This is a genomic window from Amycolatopsis sp. cmx-8-4, from assembly GCF_046548675.1.
Taxonomy (GTDB): domain Bacteria; phylum Actinomycetota; class Actinomycetes; order Mycobacteriales; family Pseudonocardiaceae; genus Amycolatopsis.
In genome coordinates this window covers 63,661-84,457 of sequence record NZ_JAEBDZ010000019.1, presented here as the reverse complement: position 1 = coordinate 84,457, position 20,797 = coordinate 63,661, and the positions used below count along the sequence as shown (strand labels likewise).

Here is a 20,797-nt window from a genome sequence, read left to right as displayed (position 1 = left end):
CGTCACTTTCGGTAGGAAAGATGCGTCCGCAGGCCCTTCGGGCGCATCTTTCCCTATGAAAGTGCGGCTTTGAGACGCAAAGTGGTCAGGCGGTGCGGGGCGAGGTGTCAGTCCACTTGCGCAGCCGTGGTGGGACGCGCTTCTCCAGGCCGTAGTTCTCCAGGTGTGCGCTGAAGACCTCGTCGAACGCCTTCTGCACCGTCTCGGTGTCCCACACCGGGCGCTCCAGGATCGGCTGCTTGAGGAACGGCTGGCCCATGACGTGCAGCTGCGGGCCGTTGCAGCGGATCATCTGGCCGGTGATGCCGTCCGAACCCTCGCCGAGCAGGAACAGCACCACCGGCGCGATCCGCGACGGCGTGCGGTCCGGCGGGCAGGCGCGCAGGGAGCGTTCGGACTTCCACACCATGCGCGTGTGCGCGAGCGGGCAGACGGCGTTGACGCGGATGCCGACGTCTTCGAGGTCCAGCGCCCACGAGTAGGTCAGGGACGCGACCGCGCCCTTGCTCGCGGCGTAGACGCCGAGCTTGCGCTGGCCGAGCGAGGCGCCGGAGGAGATGTTGACGATCGAGCCGCCGGTGCCCGCGTCGACCATCGCCTTGATCGCGGCGAGGCCGGTGTTGACGACGCCCAGGACGTTCACCTGGACCAGCTCGCGGGCCTGCTCGGCGTCGTCCTCCCAGGGCAGCGCCTCGTAGTTCAGCCCGGCGTTGTTGACGAGCCCGTCGATCCCGCCGAACTCCTTGACGCAACAGTCGACGATCTCCTGCGCCTCGCCCGCCTCGGCCACGCTGTGCCCGCTGGCCACGGCCCGGCCGCCGTGGTCCCGGATGGTCCGGGCGGTCCGCTCGGCGAGCTCGACGTCGATGTCGTTGACGACCACCGCGCCGCCGGCCCGCGCGATGTGCACCGCGAACGCCTCGCCCAGCCCCCGCCCGGCGCCGGTCACCACGACCGCCTTGCCCTGCATCAAGTCGTCCATCGTCATCTCCCCGATCTGCGGCGCCGTCGGCGCGGCGGCCCGTCCACCCCGGCCGGTCCTGGCTCCAGTCTTCGCCCGTTCGGCCCAACGGAGCATCGCCACGACGACGAGCGGCCGCTGCCCTGCGCCGAGCGAGTCCGGTTCGATCAGCCCGGAGATACCCGCGCACCGGTCACGGCCACCGTCCGCCGCCGGTCAGGCGGTGTAACCCGATCGGTTCGAGGACGCGGTACCGCGTCGTTCCGCCTACGTCGGCGAGTAGCCGACGGCATACTGTTAGTGGTCCCGGGAGCACGGGTGTGACGCCCCCGGACCGGATTGTCACTGACGAGGCACAATGCGGGGCGATCCATATTCACTCGATCGGGGGACGGTGGTCAGAAGGTGACGACGCGCGCGACACCCCGGTTCCGGGCCGTCCTCGCCAACCGCGAGTTCCGCGCGCTGTGGTTCGCCGAGACGCAGTCGATGCTGGGCGACCAGCTCACCATCGTCGCGCTGGCCATCCTCGTGTTCGACCGGACCGGGTCGCCACTGCTCTCGGCCGTCGTCTACTCACTGACTTTCCTGCCCGCGCTCGCCGGCGGCCTGGGCCTGTCCCAGCTCGCCGACCGCTTCCCGCGGCGGGCCGTGCTGGCCGCCGGGTCGCTCGCGCAGGCCGTGCTGATCGGCCTGATGGCCGTGCCCGGCCTGCCGATGGGCTGGCTGTTCGTGCTGTTCGTACTGGCCCGGCTGGCGAACGCGCCGGGCAACGCCGCGCAGAACGCGCTCGGCCGGGAGATCTTCACCGACGACGACGTCTACCTGCAGAGCCAGGACCTGCGCGGGATCACCAACAACACGGCCATGCTGGGCGGCCTCGCCATCGGCGGGTTGCTGGTGACGACGATCGGCACGTCGTGGGCGCTGGCGATCGACGCGCTGACGTTCCTGGTCGCCGCGGTCGCGGTCCAGCTGCTGGTGCTGCGCCGCCCGGCCGCCGGGGACGGCGGCGCCCCGTGGTTCGGCGCCATCCGGCAGGTTTTCGGCGACGAACGGCTGCGGGTGCTGCTCTACCTGTCCTGGCTGGTCGGGCTGGCGGTCATCCCGGAGGGCCTCGCCGCGCCGCTCGCCGCGCAACTGGGCACGGGCGAACAAGCCGTCGGCTGGCTGCTGGCCGCCGACCCGCTGGGCTTCGTGCTCGGCACGTTCGTGCTGTCGCGGTTCGTCTCGACGGAGCGCCGCCGCAAGCTGCTGGGGGTGCTGGCCGCGCTGCCGCTGGCCGCGCTGGCGGCCTTCGCGCTGCGGCCGGGGCTGGCGACCGCGCTGGTCCTGCTGGCGCTGGCGGGGGCGACGGGTGCGTACGTCATCACGGTGTCGGCCACGTTCATCACGTGGGTCCCCAACGACATCCGCGGCAGCGCCGGCGGGCTGTACCGGACCGGGCTGCGGGTCGCCCAGGGGCTGGGCGTGGGGATCGGCGGGCTGGTCGCGCAGTGGGTCGGCTCCGCGAACACGACGATCGCGCTCGCCGGTGCGGTGGGCCTGCTGCTGGCCGTCCCGGTCGCGCTCGCCTGGCGCCGGGTCGACGGGCCGGAACCACCGCCGTCATGAGCCGGGGTGAAGAGATCCGGGTTCAGAGGTCACGGTTCGCCATCGGAAGCCACCTCTCCGTGAAGTCAAGATCGTGAATGGGATTCGCACTCGTCACAGGTCGCGGTTGCGCACGGGAGCCACCTCTCGAAGTAATCAAGGGACCACAATTAGCCGACGGATCAGAGATCGCGGTTGGTCAACGGTGCCACCTCCGTGGGGAGCCTGAAGATGCTTTTGGTCCGCGTTCCCGGCGGATACGACGGGGACCCGGCAGTTCCGTTGCTGTCGGATGATACCCGGCGGCGGAATGCGTGAACCACTCTGGCAGGTACCGAAGAGATTACTCAAGACCCCAAGTAGGCTGGAAAGGAGGTGACCAATTGCATCCCGGACCAGACGACGCCCCGACCGCGGGCCGCCGCGCACCGCGGCCCGCGTCGTCGCGCGCGGAACCGGACCAGGTGGCGACCACTACCAGTGGTCCATCCGGGACACTCCGGCGCGACCACCCGTACTCGCCGCGCAACTGGGCGCTCTGGCGCCGCCGTCCGCGGGTGGTCGCGTTCATCCTCGCCAGCGAGGCGATCGCCGTCGCCGTCCTCGCTTTTTCGCTCACCCGTTCCCCGGCATTGGTGCCGCGCGACTGGATCAATTTCGCGATTCTCGCCGCCGGCGCCACCATTCACATCCAGCTGACCCAGCGGCAGGAAGAAAGACGCCGGAACCGCAAAAAGACGGTCCTCATCGACCTCACCGCGGTGTGGACCTTTTCGGCGGCGATGATCCTTCCCCCGCTGTTGATTCTGCTGGTCATCTTCGTCATCCGGCTGCAGCACTGGTTCATCGCCCGGCGGCCGGCGCACAACTTCATTTTCTCGTCGCTCACGCACGGCCTCGCGGGCGTGCTCGCGCACCTCACCTACGTCGCGCTCGGGCCGCACCTGCTGGGTCTCGGCTGGGGCGACTTCCTGTACGAGTTCGCCACGATCGTCATCACCGGCGCGATCTACGAGGCGATCCAGATCGTCTACGTCGGCGGGGCGCTCGCGCTCGGCATGTCGTCGGAGCCCACGGTTCGCAACGTCCTCGGCAGCCCGGCCGACAACATGCTCGAAGCGATCACCATCGGCCTCGGCGCGGTGACCGCGATCCTGCTGGCGGTGGTGCCGCCGATGGTCGCGGTGATGGCCGTGGTGACGGTCGTGTTCAATCGCCTGGCCGAACTCGACCAGCTGCAGAACGACGTCCGGACGGATCCGAAAACCGGCATTCTCAACATGCGCGGCTGGTCGGAGACGGCGGAGCGCGCACTGGAACGGACCGCGCGTTCGAGTGATCAGCTGGCGCTCCTGATGGTCGATCTCGACCACTTCAAGTGGATTAACGACACCTATGGACACCCGGCGGGTGACGACGTGCTGCGCACTGTTGCGCAAACCCTCGACGAGGTGACCAGACCGAGTGACTCGGTAGGCCGTTTCGGCGGCGAGGAATTCCTCATTCTGCTACCGGACATCGACGAAGAGGCCACGCACGACGCCGCCGAGCGCATCCGCATCGCGATCGCCAAGCTGCACATCGTCACCACCGACAAGCGCGGCGACCCGGCCACGATCGCCGACCGCACGACGTCGATCGGCGTGGCCCGGTACCCCAGGCACGGCGACACGCTCGACCGTCTCCTGCAGGCGGCCGACGCGGCGGTCTACCGGGCCAAGGAAAACGGCCGCGACCAGGTGAGCTTCGCCCCGGACACCCCGGACGAGCTACCCGCGTCCTGACGGCCTGGCGCCCAGCCGGACCGTGAGCCGGGCCTTCACCAGCACCTCCGCCGTCGTCCCCGGGGCCGCCGGGGTGAGCCGCGGCCGCTCGCCGCGGACTCCAGGCGCGGCACCCGGCGCGTTCACCGGATTCCGGGAGAGGGGTCGCCGCGCGGAGTTCTCCTCCCCGGCCGACCACCGGAGCAACCCACGCGGCCGCGACCCGCAGGGCGAGCGGCCCAGCCCGCGCAACCGCAGCAGTTCACGCAACTCGCGACGCCGAGCCACCTGCGGAGCCCCGAACCGCGGAGCGACCGGCGCAACCGCACACCTCCGCGTCAAGCCGACCGGCCCGCGCCAACCCGTTCTCGCCCCTCAACCGCCCAGCCGGACCGTGAGCCGCGTCTTCACCAGTACCTCCGCCGTCGTCCCCGGCGCCGCCGGGGTGAGCCGCAGCCGCTCGCCGCGGTAGCCCGCGGACTCCAGGCGCAGCACCCGGGCGCCCGGGGCCGGGCGTGGGTGGCACCAGTGGCGGACCGGGCCCGTGCCGGCCGGGTCCTTCGCCAGGATCAGGTACTCGAACCCGAGGTCGTCGGTCACCCGGCCGAGCCCGTTCCACCACAGCGCCCGCAGCGTCGGCCCGGGCCCCAGCTCGACCGGCGGGTCCGCTTCGACGTCGACGCGGAACCCGCTCGAGCCCACGCGGATCCCGCGGACCTCGAGGATCGCCCCGCCCTTCGGCGCCGCCGGCTCGCCGGGAAGCCGGTCGGCGCGGGGCAGCAGCGCGGCGACCGTCAGCTCGGCCGCACGACGGCCGTCCTCCCCCGCCGGAACCGGCGGCACGCCGCGCAACGAGGCGCCGAGGATGCCGTGGCCCATGACCTCCGCCCAGTTCAGCGCGGCACACCGCAGCCCGGGCTCGGCCCGCAGCCGGTCGGTCACCGGGCCGGCGCCGCGGCGGGAAGCCCGCACCAGCCGGGCCGCTTCCGGTGGCCCGGCGCCGAAGAAGCCGGTCGCCGCCCGGTCGAGCGCGCGCACCTGATCGGCCGGCGCCACGCGCGCGACCTCCCCGGGACAGCCGCGGGCGAGCAGCGCCGGCTCCACGCTCCGCAGCGCCCGGGCGAGCACCCGGACGTCGGGATCCCGCGGTTCCCGCAGGGACGCGCCGGGGGCGAGGCGGCGCAGCGCGCGCACGGTGTTCTCCACCGGCACCCGCCGATCGGTCGAGCACACTGGACGTCCCCCTGGTCACCGCGCCCCGCCCCGAGTCTCCGCACCGCGGCCCGGCCGTGGAAGGCGAGAACGGGCAGCCGATCGGGCAACCCCACCGCGCACCCGGGGGTTAGCCCCGTGTCGGCCCGGCGGCGGGGCTGGCACCCTTGACCCATGCCAGCCCCGACCGAGCCGTCGCGTGTCCGCCGACCCTGGTCGACGTCGGGCTGGCTGTTGCTGGTGCTGCTGGTGGTGTTCGCTTTCGGGCTGATCGCCTCGCGCCCGCCGTCACCGCCCGACCAGGGGCCGCCCACCGGCGACGTCCTCGCCGCGCAGAACGCGATCGAGGCCCTGGTCCACCCCGGCCCGCACCCGGACGCGCTGGCGTTGCTGCCCAAGGACTTCACCGCGCTCAGTGGCGTCAGACCGGGTTCGATGCCGGCCCGCGACGGCACGGTCCGCGCGGTGCACGTCGACGGCGGCTGCTCGACGCCGTGGGGCGACGACAACACCAAGTGGGACTACGCGGTGCCGTGCAAGGCGCACGACCTCGGGTACGACCTGCTGCGCTACGCCGACCGCAAGGGCCACCCGCTCGGCCCGGAGGTCCGCGAAGCGCTCGACAGCCGGCTGTCCTACGACATGCACCACGCCTGCGACCTCAACCCGATGGACTCGGCGGGCACCTGCCGGGTCGTCGCGTCGTTCTACTCGGCCGGGCTGGTCGTCAACTCGTGGCACCAGCGCTGGGGCCCGCCGGTCGGCGACCCGATCGGCCCGATGGTCGCCGGCGTGCTCGTGATCGCCTGCCTGCTGGTGTTCCGGCTGCGCGGCTGGCACTACGCCCGCCGCGTGACACCCACGCCGCGCCCCGCTCCCGCACCCGCGTCGGTGAGCCGCTGGGCGCTGCTCGGCGCCGGCGGGGTCGTCCTGCTGCTGCTCGGCGAGGCCGTGACGGCGCTCGCGGACTGGGCCGGGGCGCCCGAACCGGCGTTGTGGCCGCTGACCTGGCTCGCCCAGCTCGCGCCGTTGATCTTCTTCGCCGGCGGCCACGCCAACGCGGCCGGCTGGCGCGCCGAGCAGGAGACGGGCGGCGGCTACCGCCACTACCTGGCCGAACGCGCCAGCCCGCTGCTGCGCCCGGCGCTGATCTTCGCCGTCGTCGCGCTGCTGACGCCCCTCGCGCTGGAACTGCTCGGCATCCCGGCGGGCACCACGGCGACGGTGATGCGGATCGCGTTGCACCCGCTCTGGCTGCTCGGCGTCTACCTGCTGACGATCGTCTGCGCACCGCCGCTGCTGGCGCTGCACCGCCGCGCCCCGGTGGCGGCGGCGGCCGGCCTGCTCGCGCTGGTCGTCGGCGGCGAGCTGGCCGCAGACTGGACCGGCTCGCCGCAGCCCCGCTACGCGGCGACGTTCGCCCTCGCGCTCCTCGCCCAGCAATTCGCCTTCGCGCACGCCGACGGCGTACGGCCGTCACGACGTCTTCTCGGCTTCGCGGCCTTCGCCGGTGTCACGGCGCTCGCCGTGGTGAGCGTCGTCCGGGGCGGGCCGCCGCTGCTGCTCGGCAGCCCGGGCGCGCCGGCCGCGTTCTCGGCGCCGCCGTGGGGCGTGCTGCTGCTCGGCGTGACCCAGCTGAGCCTGCTCGGCTTGCTGGCCGGCCCGCTGTCACGGCTCGGCTCCCGGCCCCGCGTCACCGCGGTGTGCCGGCTCGTCGTGCGCGCGCCGATGAGCCTGTACCTGGCGTTCCTCGCCGGGATGCTGCTGCTGGTGGCGCTCGTCTACCTGCCGGGCCGGATCGCCGACGGGCTGACGTGGCTGGTCCGGCCGCGCACCCTGGTCGCGGTCGGGTTGCTCGCGGTGCCGGGGGCGCTGGTGTTCTGGTGGTTCGAGCGGCACACGCACGGCGCCGGCCAGCCGCGCGCGGCGGAGCTCCCCGGCCGCCGGACGGCGGTGCTGACCAGGGCCGCGGCGGCACTGGGCATCGGCTACGCGACGCTCGGGGTGTTCGGCTTCGCCCTGACGCGCTTCGGCGGCGTCGCGGCGGACGCGGACATCCTCGGCCTGCGGCTCGACCCGATCCAGAGCCTGGTGCACCTGCTGCTCGGGGTGTTCCTGCTGCACACGATCCGGATCGGCGCGAGCGCGGCGACGGGCACCTGGCTGGCCACGGCGCTGGCCTGCGCGCCCTCGCTGCTGTTCGCGGCCGACGGCGGCACCCCGGGCCTGCTCGGCGTGACGCTCCACGCGGCCACGGCGGTGTTCGCCCTGCTGGCCGCGGCCGGAACGCTGCTCCCGGCCCGCCGAGCCGCCAACGCGTCCCCCTGACCCGTCCGAAGGCCGAGCTTTCGTAGGGAAAGATGCGTCTGAGGGCCCCTGCGACGCATCTTTCCCTATGAAAGCTCGGCCTCGCGGTGGTCAGGCGTTCACTCGACCGTGGGACACCGGCGCTCCTCCGGGCTGACCGGTTCGCCCTGCTCTTCGCGGCGGCCGCTGCGGCGTCCGGCGACGGCGGTGTCCTGACCAGGCGAAACCGGTCTGCCTGCGGGAAAGTGGGTGGTGCACGCCACATCCACAGGGGGATGTGTAACGCTACGGCAACCAGGGGAAGGCCCCATGCGTCCCATCCTGTAGCCCTACAGATCTGAGCAGTGAGGAGGCGCCCGCGTGGATCACCCGCCTCGGAACGGGCAAGGCGACCGCCGCCCCGCCCGGCCCTGGCAGGACGAGGACGAGCCAGGACGAGCTGACGCGCGCCGTGGCACTCCGCCTCCTCGCCGTCCCGCACCTCGCCGTGAACCCGTGGACGCCCGCCGCCCGCCGCCACCGAAGCGGCCGGCGCCGCGGGCCCGCCGCAACTCCTTCCGGGGCGCGAAGATCGCGCTGACCGTCGTCTCGCTGCTGGTGATGGGCCTGACCGGGTACGCGTGGGCCGCCATGCAGGGCCTGGTCAACGGCCTCAACTACGCGAACGTGATCAGCAACGACGCCGGTGGCGACAAGCCCGCCGACGGCGCCCGCGACATCCTGCTCGTCGGCCTGGACAGCCGCACTGACGCCCAGGGCAACCCGCTCTCGCGCGAGGTGCTCGACCAGCTGCGGGCCGGCGACTCCGACGGCGAGCTGAACACCGACTCGCTGATCTTCGTGCACATCCCGAACGACGGCAGCAAGGCCGTGGCGATTTCGCTGCCGCGCGACACCTACGTCGACATCCCCGGCGGCTACGGCAAGCACAAGATCAACTCCGCGTACGCCCGCGCGATGCTGTCGGCCCGCAAGGACCTGCAGAAACAGGGCGTGACCGACCCCAAGCAGCTCGACGTCCAGGCCAACCAGGCCGGGGCGAAGGAGCTGATCCAGACCGTCGAGAAGCTCACCGGGTCGACCATCGACAACTACGCCGCGGTCAACCTGCTCGGCTTCAGCGAGATCACCACGGCCATCGGCGGCGTCGACGTCTGCCTGAACAACACCGTCAAGGACGAGTACTCCGGCGCGAACTTCACCAAGGGCCAGCACACGATCTCCGGCGTCGAGGCGCTCGAGTTCGTCCGCCAGCGCCACGGCCTGCCCAACGGCGACCTCGACCGGGTCGTCCGGCAGCAGGTGTTCATGGCCGGCATGGCCCGCAAGGTGCTCTCGGCCGGCACGCTGACGAACCCGGGCAAGCTCAGCGACCTGATCGACGCGATCAAGAAGTCGGTCGTGCTCAACCAGAACTGGGACATCTTCGGGTTCGCCCAGCAGATGAAGGGCCTGACCGGCGGCCAGCTCGAGTTCCGCACCATCCCGGTGAAGAACATCGACTACAAGACCCCCGAAGACGGCTCGGCCATCCAGGTCGACCCGACCGAGGTGAAGAACTTCGTCCAGGGCCTCGCCGGGCCGCAGCCGGGTGCGACGACGCCCGCGCCGCAGGCCGACAGCGCGAACAAGGCGACCACGGTCGACGTCCGCAACGCCTCCGGCAAGACCGGCCTGGCCGCGACCGTCGCCAAGGCCCTCGAGGTCAAGGGGTTCACCGCGGGCGACACGGCGAACTCGGCCTCGCGCAAGACCACGGTGATCTGGGTGTCGAAGGGCGGCAAGGACGCCGGCCAGGCCGTCGCGGACACCCTCGGCGGCTCGCCGACGGTCCAGGAGGACAAGAGCGTCCGGGCCGGGCACGTGACAGTGTTCCTCGGCTCCGACTACAAGGCTCCCAGCACCGACTCGAACGCCGGTTCCAGTGCGGGGGGCGCGACGTCCCAGGCGCCCGCGCCGCCACCGGCCGACGAGGAGAAGCCCATCACCGCCGAGGGCGTTCCCTGCGTCAACTGAGTCACGGCACCTGCAAATTGCACGTCGTGGTCATCTGCCGTTAACCCGTTAGGCCTAACTCGCGCAATCGGTATCAAAGACATGCCGGAATCCGCGTAATGCGTGGGCACCTGCGCACTTACATACACGTGAGGGTGCACCTGCACGGAAACTGTCACCTCCGTGAAGGTGCCGCGGGAGGAACACGGCAGGGGACATTGATGTGCTGATCGACGCCGAGGACTACCAGCGGATACTCGGAGACGAGCTCCGCAAGCTCAGGCGCAGCCGAGGCTGGACGCGCAAGGAGCTGAACCAGCACCTGCAGAGCGAGATCTCGCTGCAGACGCTGGCCACCTACGAACTGGGCACCAGACAGTGTTCCGTGGTGCGGCTGGTCGAGCTGTGCGTCGCGATGGACGAGCTGCCCCAGGACCTGCTGGCCAAGGTGCACCGGCGGGTGTTCGTCGACGAGCCCGGCCGGGTCCGCGTCGACCTGCGCAAGGTCGTCGCCGACGCGCCGCCCGAGCTGCTCCCCCTGCGCCGCTGGGCCGAAGACCGCCTCCGCACGGCCGGTGACCACGGCCCCGGCGAGGTCGCCCTCGACCTGCCCGCCCTGGAGCGGATGGCGGAGCTCTGCGAACTGCCCACTGTGGACCTGATCGCCAGCCTCCGCCGCTACGTCTCCCGCTGATCCCCGCCCGGTCGTGAGTGCGTAACAGTGTTCTAACACTGTTACGCACTCACGACCGCAGCTGTCAGCCCACCAGGTAGTCCTCGCGTCGCACCTTGCGCGTGTCGAGCCAGTAGCGCCAGGTGAACCCGGGCCAGATCGTCCGGTTGACGCCTTTCGCGTCCAGGTACCAGCTCTTGCAGCCGCCGCGGGTCCAGATGCCCTTCGCGAGCTTGCGCTGGATCCGCGTGTTGAACCGCTCCTGCACCTCGGCCTTCGGTTCGATCGCCCGGCCGCCCGCGAGCCGCAGCGCCTCGGCGACGTAGGAGATCTGCGCCTCGATCATGAACACCACCGAGTTGTGGCCGAGGCCGGTGTTCGGGCCAAGCAGGAAGAACAGGTTCGGGAAGCCGGCGACGGTGATCCCGAGGTGCGTCCGCATCCCCTCGGTCGCCCACTCCTTGCCGAGGTTGCGCCCGTCGCGGCCGACGATCTCCAGGTCGTCGAAGGCGTCGGAGACGTGGAAACCGGTGCCGTAGACGATCGCGTCGACCTCGTGCTCGACCCCGGCCGCGTCGACGACGCTGTGCTCGCGGACCTCCCGGACGCCATCGGTCACGACGTCGACGTTGTCCCGCGCGAGCGCCGGGTAGTAGTCGTTCGAGATGAGCACGCGCTTGCAGCCCATGGTGTAGTCCGGCGTGACCTTGCGGCGCAGCGCCGGGTCCTGGATGGCCTGGTCGATGTTGCGCTTGGCCAGGCGCTGGCCGATCTTCATCATCCACGTCTGGCCGTTGAAGCCGATGGCGCGCGCTTCGAGCGTCCAGTAGAGGAAGTTGCGGTAGGCGCGCTGGGCGAGCGGGAACGCCTTGAACAGCGCCCGCGCGCGGCCGGACATCTCGTGGTCGGCCTTCGGCATGATCCACGGCGGCGTGCGCTGGAACAGCGTCAGCTCCCCGACCTCCGGCGCGATCCGCGGCACGAACTGGACGGCGCTGGCGCCGGTGCCGATCACCGCGACCCGTTTGCCGGCGAGGTCGACGTCGTGGCGCCACTGCGCGGAGTGGAACGCCGGGCCCGCGAACTTCTCGATGCCCGGCAGCTCCGGGATCTGCGGCAGGTGCAGCGCCCCGACGCCGGCGACCAGCGCCTGACCCGCGAACTCGTCGCCGCCCCTCGTGGCGACGTGCCAGCGGTTCTCCTCGCCGTCCCAGCGGGCCCCGGTCATCTCCTGGCCGAAGCGGATGAACCGGCGCAGGTCGTGCTTGTCGGCCACCTCGCGCATGTAGCGCCAGATCTCCGGCTGCGGCGAATACGCCCGCGACCAGCCCGGGTTCTGCTCGAAGGAGAACGAGTACATGTGCGACGGGATGTCGCAGGCGCACCCCGGGTAGCTGTTGTCGCGCCAGGTACCGCCGACATCGTGCGCCTTCTCGAGGATGACGAAGTCGTCGCGCCCCTCCTTGCGCAGCTGGATCGCCATGCCAAGACCGGAGAACCCGGTCCCGACGATGACGACCCCGGTCTCCGTGCGGTTGCCCATGGCCTGCCTCCCGGTTTCCTGTTACCCGTCGTCCAGCTTACTCAGAGTAGGTTACTACCAGTAGAGTGTTGCCCGTGACCACCGCCAAGCGCAAGCGCATGCCCCGGGCCGAGCGGATGCGGCAGATGATCGACGTCGCCGAGCAGGTCTTTTCGGCGCGCGGCTACGCGGCGGCCTCCATGGACGAGATCGCCGAGCTGGTGGGTGTCTCGAAGCCGATGCTCTACGAGTACTTCAACTCGAAGGAGGGCCTGCTCCTGGCCTGCATCCAGGAGTCGCGCGCGGTCCTGCGGGAGGTCACCGAGCAGGCGATGGTGGGCGCGACCACCGCCGAGGACGCCCTGCGACGCGGCCTGCTGGCGTTCTTCGTGTTCATCCGGGAGCGGCGGCAGGCCTGGTCGCTGCTGCGGCACGAGATGGCACTGATCGGCACGCCGGCCGCCGACGAGGTCGAAGAGACCCGCCGGCAGCAGACCGACCTCATCGCCGCACTGAAGAGCGGTTATTTCGCCGGAGACGACGACCTGCAAGCCGAAGCGGCCGCGGAATTCGTCGTCGGAGCCTGCGAGCGGCTCGCTATCTGGTGCGAGCGCCACGAAGAAGTGACCCCCGAAATGGCCACCGAGTACGCGATGGACGTCCTCTGGGCTGGACTTCGGCGTCGTGCACGGTAATCTGCTCGTGCATTAGGCCATTTGGTCGTTACTCAGCGCACTTTGCGCTCCGTGTCTTGTGACACAGAGTTGCTCTACGGTATCGATGACACGGTACAAAAGTGTGCTGGGCTTCGCGCGGTCGTGAACAGGGTGGCGGGAACCACGTCATAAGGACGTGGCAACCGGGTCACGTACGCGTGAGGGCATGCTGGAGAGGGAGAGGGGCGTGAGGCAGATGGTGGAAGCGATCACGGCGACGTACGTCCAACAGGACGCGGACTGGGCGATCACGGTCAGCGGCCAAGGCAAGGAGCTGACCGCCCGGGCACCGGGCATCATCGCCGCTCGGGACCGCGCGGACCAGCTGGTCGAACAGCTTTCCGGCGGCGGCCGGACCACGGTGGTGCACCTGATCAACGGCAGCGCGCTGGACTTCACCAGCGCCTACATGACCGCCCGGCTGACGCTCCCGAAGCTCCCGCCGCTCGAGGTCCCGCCGCCCGGCAGCGTGCCGAAGCAGCAGACCGCCGAGAAGGTTGTCGAGAAGGTCGAGAAGCCGGCCGAGAAGAAGCCGGTGCTGCCGACGGGCAAGCAGCTCCCCAAGGAAGTCGAGGAGCCGAAGCCGGTGGCCGAGCCGGCCCCCGAGGTCGAAACGAAGACCCCGGCCAAGCCGGCCCGCGCCTGAGCTACTTGAGGAGCTTGCGCACCAGCAGGGCGAGCACCAGGACACCCGCACCGATCAGCGGGTACTTGACCTTGGGGTTGTCCAGCTTGGCGCGCACGCCGTTCTTGGCCGCGTCCGCGAGTTTCTTCGGGTCGGCCTTGACGGTCAGCTGGTCGAGCGTCGCCGCCAGGGCGGTTCGAGCCTGCTCGATCTCACGCTCGATCGTCTCGGGATCGCGGGCCACGGGTCCTCCTCGCCGCAAGGGACTGCTGGTGGCCAACGTTAGCTGGCCCGCCCCCGGAACCCCGCACCGGCCACGGCCCGGCGTGGCGGAGGCCGCAGCACGCTACGCTTCCGGATGCGCAGGGCCCGTAGCCCAATTGGCAGAGGCACACGGTTTAGGTCCGTGCCAGTGAGAGTTCGAGTCTCTCCGGGCCCACTCGAATCCCCCCGCTCGCTCAGCCGAGCGTGACGTGCCGATCGGCTCTCGAGTTCGCATCGACGCCTTCCGCCGATCTTCGACTGCGTCCTCGCTACCCTTCCAAGGGTAGCCACTGGTACTTTGGTACCGAGAAGATCGTTCGCATCGCCTTGAGAGGAGTTCGACCATGGCCACGACGGCGCCGATCAAGGTGGACGCCGCGACCGATGAACTCGTGTCTCACGCAGCTCATTTCCTGTCGCGCTCGAAGAAGGACATCGTCGATGCCGCCGTGCGCGAGTACATCGACGCTCACCGCGACGAGATCAACGCGGGCATCAAAGCCGCGCTCGGCCGGCTCAACGGCTCCGACGCCGCCGCCATCTCCCTGATGACCGGATTCAGCGCCGCCGAGATCGACGACCTCGGCGGCCTGCCGAAGTAGCTCAGCGTGTGCCCATTGGCACCCGCCGCAACCAAGTTCTCTAGCATTTCGATCATGACCCAGGTCCCGGTCGGCGTCCGTCCGACGAAGAGATGCCTGGCCGACCTCGGCCTTTCGGTGCCGGATCTCGGCCACCCACTCGACGAGCTGGACAACCCGGTCGTCGCGGCCGCGCAGGCAGTGCCGGAACAGCGGGACGCCGGCGGGGCTCGTCGGATCTTGGCTCTGTGCGACCGAGTGTGGTTCAAGGTCAAGACCGCCGACCAACGAGCCGTCGTCACCCAGCTGCACGACGACGACCTGCCGGACGGACTGCCACGCGACGCCGGCACGTGGTGGATCGGCGCAGCGGGACGCCGCCAAGCCGACAGCCCCCAGCGCGACTTCTACGAGTCGATCAAGCGCGAGTGCACGGAGGGCAAGACCGTCTCGACCACGCGTCTCCTCCCCGCCGACTGGGATTGGAAGCGCTTCACCGCCGAGCAAGCCGTCGCCTGGCGTCGTGAGATGAAGAAAATGGTGCTCCGCCTCATCTCGATGTCGCTCACGACCGGAAAGCTCGCCGTGGCCGAGTTCCGCCACCATCGCGTCAAAGCTCTGGTGCGTCTCGACGAGGATCACGAGGCCTACCTGGCGATCATCGCCGAAGGCATCCCCGACCCGGCGATCTTCGCCCTGCTCCTCGACTGTGTTCCCGGCGTCACGCCGGACGACTGGCAGCCTGAGCCGTCTCCGCTCGCGGAGATGGAACCGGCACCCGGCGAGATCATCTGGTCGACGCTGCTTCGCTCGGAGGTGGCGAGCGCGATTCTCGACCTCGACACCGCCCGCTGACCTCGCCCCCCGGCTCTCCTGAAGCTCAGCCGAGCGTGACGCGCGGTGCCAGCGCCCGCAGGAAGTCCGGGGCGTCGAACAGCTCGCCCGCCGAGGCGACGCCCTTCGTCCTGGTGCGGCCCGTCAGGATCCGCTCCACCGCCTCCACCGCGAGCGGCGCCGTGACCGCGTAGATGTCCTGGCCGCGCGCCACCATCCGGCGTTCCTCGCCACCGGATCGCACCACGACGTCGACCACGAACGTCTCCGGTGCCCCCGACCGCTCTTGAGCCGCTGACAGGCCCTCGGCCGCCACCGAAGTCATGTACGTCGTCACCGACGTGACCTTCAGGTGGCTGGGGATCGTCACGACGTCGGCCATCGTGAACTCGCCGAGCACCGGCTGCGCGCCCAGCGGTTCGGGGAACGGCCACGACAGCTTCGGCAGCGCGTCGTCGTGGTACTCCAGGCGACCGTCCGCGAACCGGATGCGCTTGCCGCCGCGCCGCGTGTGGGAGACGCGGCCCGCGGCGAGCGTTCCCGCCGTCGGGTGCCAGCCGCTCAGGCCGTACGCGACGTGAATCTCGTCCGCGCTCGTCCAGTCGCCCATGGCCGCCGTGGTCAGCAGGTCGCCGAGACCGCCGTAGAACGCCATCGCCGGGACGACGACGGTGTCCGCGTCCGCGAAGCGCGCGAAGGTGTCGAGGTTGGCCTCCAGTTCGGCCGCGACGTCGACGTAAGGCACGCCCGCCCGCTGCGCCGCCTCGATGACCGGGGCGGCCGTCTCCGCGAAGGGTCCCGCGGTGTTGATCACCGCGGCCACGCCCTCCAGCGCGCGGTCGAGCGACGCCGGGTCGTCGACCGAGGCGGGCCGGCCGCCGGGCAGGCGCGCCGCGTCGCGGCCGGAGAGGATCGGCTCGAAGCCGCGTTCGCGCAGCTCAGCCACCACGAAACGCCCGGTGTGCCCGTAAGCGCCGTAAACCAGTACCGATGTCATGCAGCCATCCTGACGAGCGCGGCGCCGCGCTGACAGTGTCCGGAACGCCATCATGCGTACAATTCCGGACATGAAGACTGTGGCGCTGGCCGCGACCGACGGGATGCTGTCCTTCGAGCTGGCCATCGCGTCGGAGGTCTTCGGCGAGAACCCCCGGTACGACTTCGCCGTCTGCGGCTCGGCGCCCGTCCTGGTCGGCCGGTTCCGGCTGGAGCCGGAGCACGGGTTCGACCGGCTGGCGCGCGCCGACACGGTGCTCGTCCCCGGCTGGGCGGACGTCGACGTCGACCCGCCGGCCGACCTGCTCGACGCCGTGCGCGCGGCCCACGCGCGGGGCGCGCGGGTGGCGTCCCTCTGCACCGGCGCGTTCGTGCTGGCCGCCGCCGGCCTGCTCGACGGGCTGCGCGCGACGACCCACTGGGCCCACACCGGCGTGCTGGCCGAGCGCTACCCGGCGGTGACCGTCGACCCGGACGTGCTCTACGTCGACAACGGCAGCGTCCTGACGTCGGCGGGCAAGGCCGCGGCGATGGACCTGTGCCTGCACCTGGTCCGCACCGACCACGGCTCGGCCGTCGCCAACACGATCGCCCGCCGCCTGGTCGTGCCGCCGCACCGCGACGGCGGCCAGGCCCAGTTCGTCCCCGCGCCGGTGCCCGCCCGGGACGACCACCCGCTCACCGAGCTGTTCCCCTGGGCGGCCGGACGCCTGGACCGGCCGCTGTCGGTGGACGACCTGGCGCGGCGGGCCAACATGAGCGCCCGCACCCTGACCCGCCACTTCCGGACGGTCACCGGCACTACGCCGCTGCAATGGCTGCTGACCCAGCGCATCCGCCGCGCGCAGGAGCTGCTGGAGACGTCGAAGAGCAGCGTGGACGCCATCGCGGAGGCGGTCGGCATGGGCACGGCCACGACGTTGCGCCGGCACTTCCACCGTACGGTGGGCGTGGCCCCGGACGCCTACCGCCGGACGTTCCGCGGTTAGGGTTCGCCCCGATCCAAAGGGCAGCCGCAGGACCGGCCTCGACACCGATCCCCGGGTTCGGCCGGTTGTCCACAACCTCGGTCGCTTGTGGACAACGCGGCCGCGGCGGCGCCGGAAACGCGGATTTGTCAGTGGCCGGCGGTACGCTGGTCGTGGGACGTCCCCCCAGGGAGCGGTGGGGGTTCGAGTGAGGGCCTCCCCCACTCGGAAATATGCCGCCTATCCGGCGATCTGGCCCGGGCACGTACTGGCCGGGGTGTCGCTGGACCGGCTGTGAGGGGCGGACCGCGCCGGCCGCTGGGTCCGGTCCATCCCGCTGCCGACTGTGAGCCGGGGACCAGGCCACACCGGCGCCCGGGCGTCGTTCGAGAGCGTGGGCGACGTCGTCGTCCCGCCCGGCAAGCCGGACTCTGACCACGTTCTCGTTCGCCGCACACCTCGACCAGCGACCTGGATGACCGAGCACGGCGTCGCGCCCGAAGACGCGAACGCCTACGTGGCGCACGTCTTCGGTGAGCTGGGCCGGACCCTGCTCCGGCACCCCGGCACGCTCGAAGACCTGGCCGGGAAGCACCTGACCCCGGGCGCCATCAACGAGCAGTTCCTGACCGACCTGCGCGACGACGGCCTGCGGGAGAACGTCCGGAAGAGCCTCGACGCCGTCCTGGCCCGGGTGAGCGGTCAGTAGCGGACGTCGCTCTGCAGCAGCGGCGGGTAGACCGCCGACGGCTCCCCGTCGACCGTCGTGCCCGCGAACTGCAGCATCGCGCGCTGGGCGCCGCGCATCGGGGCCGGGTAGTCCAGCGTCGGGGCCGAGACGTCGTCCAAACGGGCGAGCTGGTCCGCGGAAAGGGCGATCTCCAGCGCCGCGAGGTTGCCGGTCAGGTGTTCCAGGCGGCGCGCGCCGACGATCGGGACGACCGTGCCCGGGCGGGCGCGCAGCCAGGCCAGTGCCACCGCGGCGGACGTCGTGCCCAGCTCGCCGGCGATCGCCGCGACGGCCTCGACGACGTCGAACTCCGCGTCGCTCGGGCCGCCGACGTACGCCGCGCGGGCTGACTCGGGGGTGCCGGCGCCGCGGCGGTACTTGCCGGACAGGAAGCCGTTCTTCAGCGGGCTCCACGGCGTCAGCGCGATCCCCTGGTCGAGCGCGAACGGGGCGAGCTCGCCTTCGACGGTGCGGGCCAGCAGCGAGTACTCGACCTGCAGCGCGATCAGCGGCGTCCAGCCCCGCAGCTGCGCGGTCGTCTGGGCCTGCGCGGTGACCCACGCCGGGGTGTTGGAGAAGCCGACGTAGCGGATCTTGCCCGCGCGGACCAGGTCGTCGAGGGTCCGCAGGGTCTCCTCGATCGGGGTGTTGCGGTCCCAGTTGTGCAGCCAGTACAGGTCGAGGTAGTCGGTCCGCAGGCGGCGGAGGGTCTGTTCGAGCTGGGCGATGATCGACGCGCGGCCCGCGCCGCCGCCGTTCGGGTCGCCGGGGAACATGTTGCCGAAGAACTTGGACGCCAGCACGACGTGCTGCCGGCGGCCGGGCCGCGCGGCGAAGAAGTCGCCGAGGATCTTCTCCGAGTGGCCGTTGGTGTAGAAGTTGGCCGTGTCGACGAAGTTCCCGCCCAGGTCCAGGTAGGACGCCAGGATCTTCTCGGACTCTTCGACGCTGCAGCCGGCGCCGCCCGGGTCTTCGCCGAAGGTCATCGCGCCGAGCGCGAACGGGCTGACGCGCAGTCCGGACCGGCCCAGGGTGACGTAGTGATCGAGTGACATGAAACGCTCCCTGCGTGTCGGATTGCCTGATACCAGGAAACGCGAGTTGCCAGCTCAGCGGTAGATCGATCCACGCGACCTCTTGCACGATCCTCTCGACATTGGTTCCCTTGAGGCATGCTGCTCGCCGAAATCCGCGACCTCGTCGCGGCGCACGCCCGCGCGGACCTGCGCACCCGCGTGCCGGGCCTGCTGTTGTCCAAAGTGGACTCCGCGGAGCCGCACCATTCGCTGACGGAGCCGCTGCTGGTCGTCATGGCGCAGGGCGGCAAGCGGCTGCTCCTGGGCGAGCAGGTGCACGAGTACACGGCCGGGCAGTACCTCCTGGTCACCACGGACCTGCCGGTGACCGGCCACTTCGTGGGCGCGTCACCGCGGACGCCGGCGTTGGGCATGGGCCTGGCCCTGCGGCCCGCGGCCATCGCGCCGCTGCTGCTGGAGACACCGCCGTCGCGCTCGCGCACCACGTCCCCGATCGCGATCGGGGACGCCGGCGTCGACCTGCTGGACGCCACCGCCCGGCTGCTGCGGCTGCTCGACCACCCGGCGGACGCGCCGGTGCTCGCACCGCTGATCGAGCGCGAGATCCTGTGGCGGCTGCTCACCGGCCCGCACGGCGGCCTGCTGCGCCAGATCGGCCTGGCCGACAGCAGCCTGTCGCACGCCAGCCGGGCGATCCGCTGGATCCGCGACAACTACGCCGAGCCGATGCGCGTCGACGAGCTGGCGCGGCTGACCGGCATGAGCCCGTCGGCGTTCCACCGCCACTTCCGCGCGGTGACGGCGATGAGCCCGCTGCAGTTCCAGAAGCGCATCCGCCTGCAGGAAGCGCGGTCCCTGCTGGTCGCCGGCGCGGGTGACATCGCGGGAGTGGGGCACCTCGTGGGGTACGACAGCCCGTCGCAGTTCAACCGCGAGTACCGGCGGTTGTTCGGGGCTCCGCCCGGTCAGGACGCGGCGCGCCTGCGCGAAGCCGCGGCGCCGGCGGCGCAACTGCCCTGACCGCCGATCCGTTCAAGACCGCCGGCCGCGCCGGTGCGACCCTGAACCGGTGACTGCGAACCTCTCCGCGGCGGCGTCCTTCCTGGCCACGCACGCCCGTCTCCTCGACCGCCGCCGCTTCGAACTGCTTCTCGGCAGGACCGACGCCGCCGCCGTGCTCGCCGCCGCCGACGGCTATCGCAATCCCGACGGCGGCTACGGCTGGGGCCTCGAGCCGGACCTGCGCGCCCCGGAGAGCCAGCCCGGCGGCGCCCTGCACGCGTTCGAGGTGTTCGAAGACATCGCCCCTGACACCTCGCCGCACGCGGCGAAGCTCTGCGACTGGCTGGCCGGCGCGTCCCGCCCCGACGGTGGCCTGCCCTTCGCGCTGCCGGTGGCCGACCCGGCGGGCTGCGCGCCGTTCTGGGTCCAGGCCGATCCCGAAGAAGCCACCCTGCAGAGCACGGCGTTCGCGGCCGCCGTCGCGCTGCGCGTCGCGCGGCACGACCGCACCGTGCGCGACCACCCGTGGCTGGCCGGCGCGACGCGGTACTGCTTCCGCGCCATCGAGGAACTCTCCGAAGCCCCGCACGCGATCGTGCTGTCCTTCGCGGTCCAGTTCGCCGACGCGGCCCACGACATTCACCCCGAGGCGAGCGAGCTGCTGGACCACCTCGGCGCGTTCGTCCCGGCCGACGGCCTGGCCGCGGTGGCCGGCGGATCCGAGGGCGAAACCCTGCGCGCCCTGGACTTCGCGCCGCTGCCGGACCGCCCGGCGCGCGCGTTGTTCAAGCAGGACGTGATCGACGCCGAGCTGCGGCGGCTCGCCGGGGAGCAGCAGGACGACGGCGGCTGGCGCGTCGACTTCGCGAGCTTTTCGCCCGCCGCGGCCCTCGAATGGCGCGGTTACGCCACCGTGCGTGCCGTGTCGATCCTGCAGCGCAACGGCGTCCTCTGAACGTCGCGAAAAGCTCTACACGGGTGACACCGACGTTCACTCGGCCGTGGCGCATCACATCGC

19 protein-coding genes and 1 tRNA gene are annotated in these 20,797 nt (G+C 71.3%); 14 read left to right on the top strand and 6 right to left on the bottom strand.

The window, feature by feature from the left end; translation table 11 throughout:
- Positions 1–85 precede the first annotated feature (85 nt).
- Positions 86–982 (bottom strand): SDR family NAD(P)-dependent oxidoreductase, encoded by an 897-nt coding sequence (locus ACLJQZ_RS33180; RefSeq protein ID WP_410623763.1) that lies wholly within the window; start codon positions 980–982, stop codon positions 86–88.
- A 384-nt stretch (positions 983–1,366) separates the two neighbouring features.
- Between ACLJQZ_RS33180 and ACLJQZ_RS33175 the strand changes: the two genes are divergently transcribed.
- Complete coding sequence (locus tag ACLJQZ_RS33175) at positions 1,367–2,575, top strand: MFS transporter (RefSeq protein WP_410623762.1); 1,209 nt, start codon at positions 1,367–1,369, stop codon at positions 2,573–2,575.
- A 362-nt stretch (positions 2,576–2,937) separates the two neighbouring features.
- Positions 2,938–4,338 (top strand): sensor domain-containing diguanylate cyclase, encoded by a 1,401-nt coding sequence (locus tag ACLJQZ_RS33170; RefSeq protein ID WP_371827576.1) that lies wholly within the window; start codon positions 2,938–2,940, stop codon positions 4,336–4,338.
- Between the two features lie 354 nt (positions 4,339–4,692).
- Here ACLJQZ_RS33170 and ACLJQZ_RS33165 read toward each other — a convergent pair whose 3' ends face one another.
- The gene (locus tag ACLJQZ_RS33165; protein WP_410623761.1) at positions 4,693–5,550 is read right to left on the bottom strand and encodes a hypothetical protein; all 858 of its coding nucleotides are present in this window, start codon (positions 5,548–5,550) and stop codon (positions 4,693–4,695) included.
- Positions 5,551–5,703: 153 nt separating this feature from the next.
- Here ACLJQZ_RS33165 and ACLJQZ_RS33160 point away from each other — a divergent pair, with 153 nt between their 5' ends.
- The 3 genes from ACLJQZ_RS33160 to ACLJQZ_RS33150 all read left to right on the top strand — a co-directional run bounded on the left by ACLJQZ_RS33160 (position 5,704) and on the right by ACLJQZ_RS33150 (position 10,525).
- Entirely contained in the window at positions 5,704–7,857 is a 2,154-nt protein-coding gene (locus ACLJQZ_RS33160; RefSeq protein WP_410623760.1) for a phospholipase, read from the top strand.
- 579 nt (positions 7,858–8,436) lie between these two features.
- A complete protein-coding gene (locus ACLJQZ_RS33155; protein ID WP_410623834.1) occupies positions 8,437–9,852 on the top strand; it encodes an LCP family protein in 1,416 nt (471 codons plus the stop codon).
- Positions 9,853–10,054: 202 nt separating this feature from the next.
- Entirely contained in the window at positions 10,055–10,525 is a 471-nt protein-coding gene (locus ACLJQZ_RS33150; RefSeq protein WP_326958311.1) for a helix-turn-helix transcriptional regulator, read from the top strand.
- Positions 10,526–10,589: 64 nt separating this feature from the next.
- On the opposite strand, the gene ACLJQZ_RS33145 is transcribed toward ACLJQZ_RS33150, so the two are convergent.
- Complete coding sequence (locus tag ACLJQZ_RS33145) at positions 10,590–12,047, bottom strand: flavin-containing monooxygenase (protein ID WP_410623759.1); 1,458 nt, start codon at positions 12,045–12,047, stop codon at positions 10,590–10,592.
- Positions 12,048–12,163: 116 nt separating this feature from the next.
- Between ACLJQZ_RS33145 and ACLJQZ_RS33140 the strand changes: the two genes are divergently transcribed.
- Positions 12,164–12,721 (top strand): TetR/AcrR family transcriptional regulator, encoded by a 558-nt coding sequence (locus ACLJQZ_RS33140; protein ID WP_410623833.1) that lies wholly within the window; start codon positions 12,164–12,166, stop codon positions 12,719–12,721.
- A 217-nt stretch (positions 12,722–12,938) separates the two neighbouring features.
- Positions 12,939–13,388 carry a hypothetical protein gene (locus ACLJQZ_RS33135; protein ID WP_410623832.1) on the top strand — a complete coding sequence of 150 codons (450 nt, stop codon included), beginning with the start codon at positions 12,939–12,941 and terminating at the stop codon, positions 13,386–13,388.
- Between the two features lies 1 nt (position 13,389).
- Here the strand turns inward: ACLJQZ_RS33135 and ACLJQZ_RS33130 are convergent, their stop codons facing one another.
- Positions 13,390–13,611, bottom strand: coding sequence for a DUF3618 domain-containing protein (locus tag ACLJQZ_RS33130; RefSeq protein ID WP_247056962.1), 222 nt, complete (start codon positions 13,609–13,611; stop codon positions 13,390–13,392).
- A 121-nt stretch (positions 13,612–13,732) separates the two neighbouring features.
- Between ACLJQZ_RS33130 and ACLJQZ_RS33125 the strand changes: the two genes are divergently transcribed.
- The 3 genes from ACLJQZ_RS33125 (at position 13,733) to ACLJQZ_RS33115 (ending at position 15,067) form a co-directional block, all read left to right on the top strand.
- Positions 13,733–13,806 (top strand) — tRNA-Leu (locus tag ACLJQZ_RS33125).
- Between the two features lie 169 nt (positions 13,807–13,975).
- On the top strand, positions 13,976–14,233 hold the full coding sequence (locus ACLJQZ_RS33120; protein ID WP_410623758.1) for a hypothetical protein: 258 nt from the start codon (positions 13,976–13,978) through the stop codon (positions 14,231–14,233).
- A 54-nt stretch (positions 14,234–14,287) separates the two neighbouring features.
- Complete coding sequence (locus ACLJQZ_RS33115; protein ID WP_410623757.1) at positions 14,288–15,067, top strand: hypothetical protein; 780 nt, start codon at positions 14,288–14,290, stop codon at positions 15,065–15,067.
- Positions 15,068–15,092: 25 nt separating this feature from the next.
- Here the strand turns inward: ACLJQZ_RS33115 and ACLJQZ_RS33110 are convergent, their stop codons facing one another.
- Complete coding sequence (locus tag ACLJQZ_RS33110) at positions 15,093–16,043, bottom strand: NAD(P)H-binding protein (protein WP_410623756.1); 951 nt, start codon at positions 16,041–16,043, stop codon at positions 15,093–15,095.
- Positions 16,044–16,113: 70 nt separating this feature from the next.
- On the opposite strand from ACLJQZ_RS33110, the gene ACLJQZ_RS33105 reads away from it, so the two are divergent.
- Together ACLJQZ_RS33105 and ACLJQZ_RS33100 are read left to right on the top strand one after the other, a co-directional pair.
- Positions 16,114–17,031, top strand: coding sequence for a helix-turn-helix domain-containing protein (locus ACLJQZ_RS33105; RefSeq protein WP_410623755.1), 918 nt, complete (start codon positions 16,114–16,116; stop codon positions 17,029–17,031).
- Positions 17,032–17,356: 325 nt separating this feature from the next.
- Positions 17,357–17,719, top strand: coding sequence for a hypothetical protein (locus tag ACLJQZ_RS33100; RefSeq protein WP_410623754.1), 363 nt, complete (start codon positions 17,357–17,359; stop codon positions 17,717–17,719).
- On the opposite strand, the gene ACLJQZ_RS33095 is transcribed toward ACLJQZ_RS33100, so the two are convergent.
- Complete coding sequence (locus ACLJQZ_RS33095) at positions 17,713–18,795, bottom strand: aldo/keto reductase (RefSeq protein ID WP_410623753.1); 1,083 nt, start codon at positions 18,793–18,795, stop codon at positions 17,713–17,715. The genes ACLJQZ_RS33100 and ACLJQZ_RS33095 overlap by 7 nt on opposite strands.
- 120 nt (positions 18,796–18,915) lie before the next feature.
- On the opposite strand from ACLJQZ_RS33095, the gene ACLJQZ_RS33090 reads away from it, so the two are divergent.
- Both ACLJQZ_RS33090 and ACLJQZ_RS33085 read left to right on the top strand, forming a co-directional pair.
- Positions 18,916–19,797, top strand: a complete 882-nt coding sequence (locus ACLJQZ_RS33090) for an AraC family transcriptional regulator N-terminal domain-containing protein (protein WP_410623831.1) — start codon at positions 18,916–18,918, stop codon at positions 19,795–19,797.
- A gap of 49 nt (positions 19,798–19,846) precedes the next feature.
- Entirely contained in the window at positions 19,847–20,734 is an 888-nt protein-coding gene (locus tag ACLJQZ_RS33085; protein ID WP_410623752.1) for a hypothetical protein, read from the top strand.
- Positions 20,735–20,797 lie beyond the last annotated feature (63 nt).

What these genes read in the sequence shown, in the direction of transcription:
- ACLJQZ_RS33145 (WP_410623759.1), bottom strand. Translation starts at nt 12,047, where the DNA reads ATGGGCAACCGCACGGAGACCGGGGTCGTCATCGTCGGGACCGGGTTC.
- ACLJQZ_RS33120 (WP_410623758.1), top strand. Translation starts at nt 13,976, where the DNA reads ATGGCCACGACGGCGCCGATCAAGGTGGACGCCGCGACCGATGAACTC.
- ACLJQZ_RS33105 (WP_410623755.1), top strand. Translation starts at nt 16,114, where the DNA reads ATGAAGACTGTGGCGCTGGCCGCGACCGACGGGATGCTGTCCTTCGAG.
- ACLJQZ_RS33140 (WP_410623833.1), top strand. Translation starts at nt 12,164, where the DNA reads ATGCGGCAGATGATCGACGTCGCCGAGCAGGTCTTTTCGGCGCGCGGC.
- ACLJQZ_RS33135 (WP_410623832.1), top strand. Translation starts at nt 12,939, where the DNA reads ATGGTGGAAGCGATCACGGCGACGTACGTCCAACAGGACGCGGACTGG.
- ACLJQZ_RS33095 (WP_410623753.1), bottom strand. Translation starts at nt 18,795, where the DNA reads ATGTCACTCGATCACTACGTCACCCTGGGCCGGTCCGGACTGCGCGTC.
- ACLJQZ_RS33115 (WP_410623757.1), top strand. Translation starts at nt 14,288, where the DNA reads ATGACCCAGGTCCCGGTCGGCGTCCGTCCGACGAAGAGATGCCTGGCC.
- ACLJQZ_RS33155 (WP_410623834.1), top strand. Translation starts at nt 8,437, where the DNA reads ATGGGCCTGACCGGGTACGCGTGGGCCGCCATGCAGGGCCTGGTCAAC.
- ACLJQZ_RS33180 (WP_410623763.1), bottom strand. Translation starts at nt 982, where the DNA reads ATGGACGACTTGATGCAGGGCAAGGCGGTCGTGGTGACCGGCGCCGGG.
- ACLJQZ_RS33160 (WP_410623760.1), top strand. Translation starts at nt 5,704, where the DNA reads ATGCCAGCCCCGACCGAGCCGTCGCGTGTCCGCCGACCCTGGTCGACG.
- ACLJQZ_RS33110 (WP_410623756.1), bottom strand. Translation starts at nt 16,043, where the DNA reads ATGACATCGGTACTGGTTTACGGCGCTTACGGGCACACCGGGCGTTTC.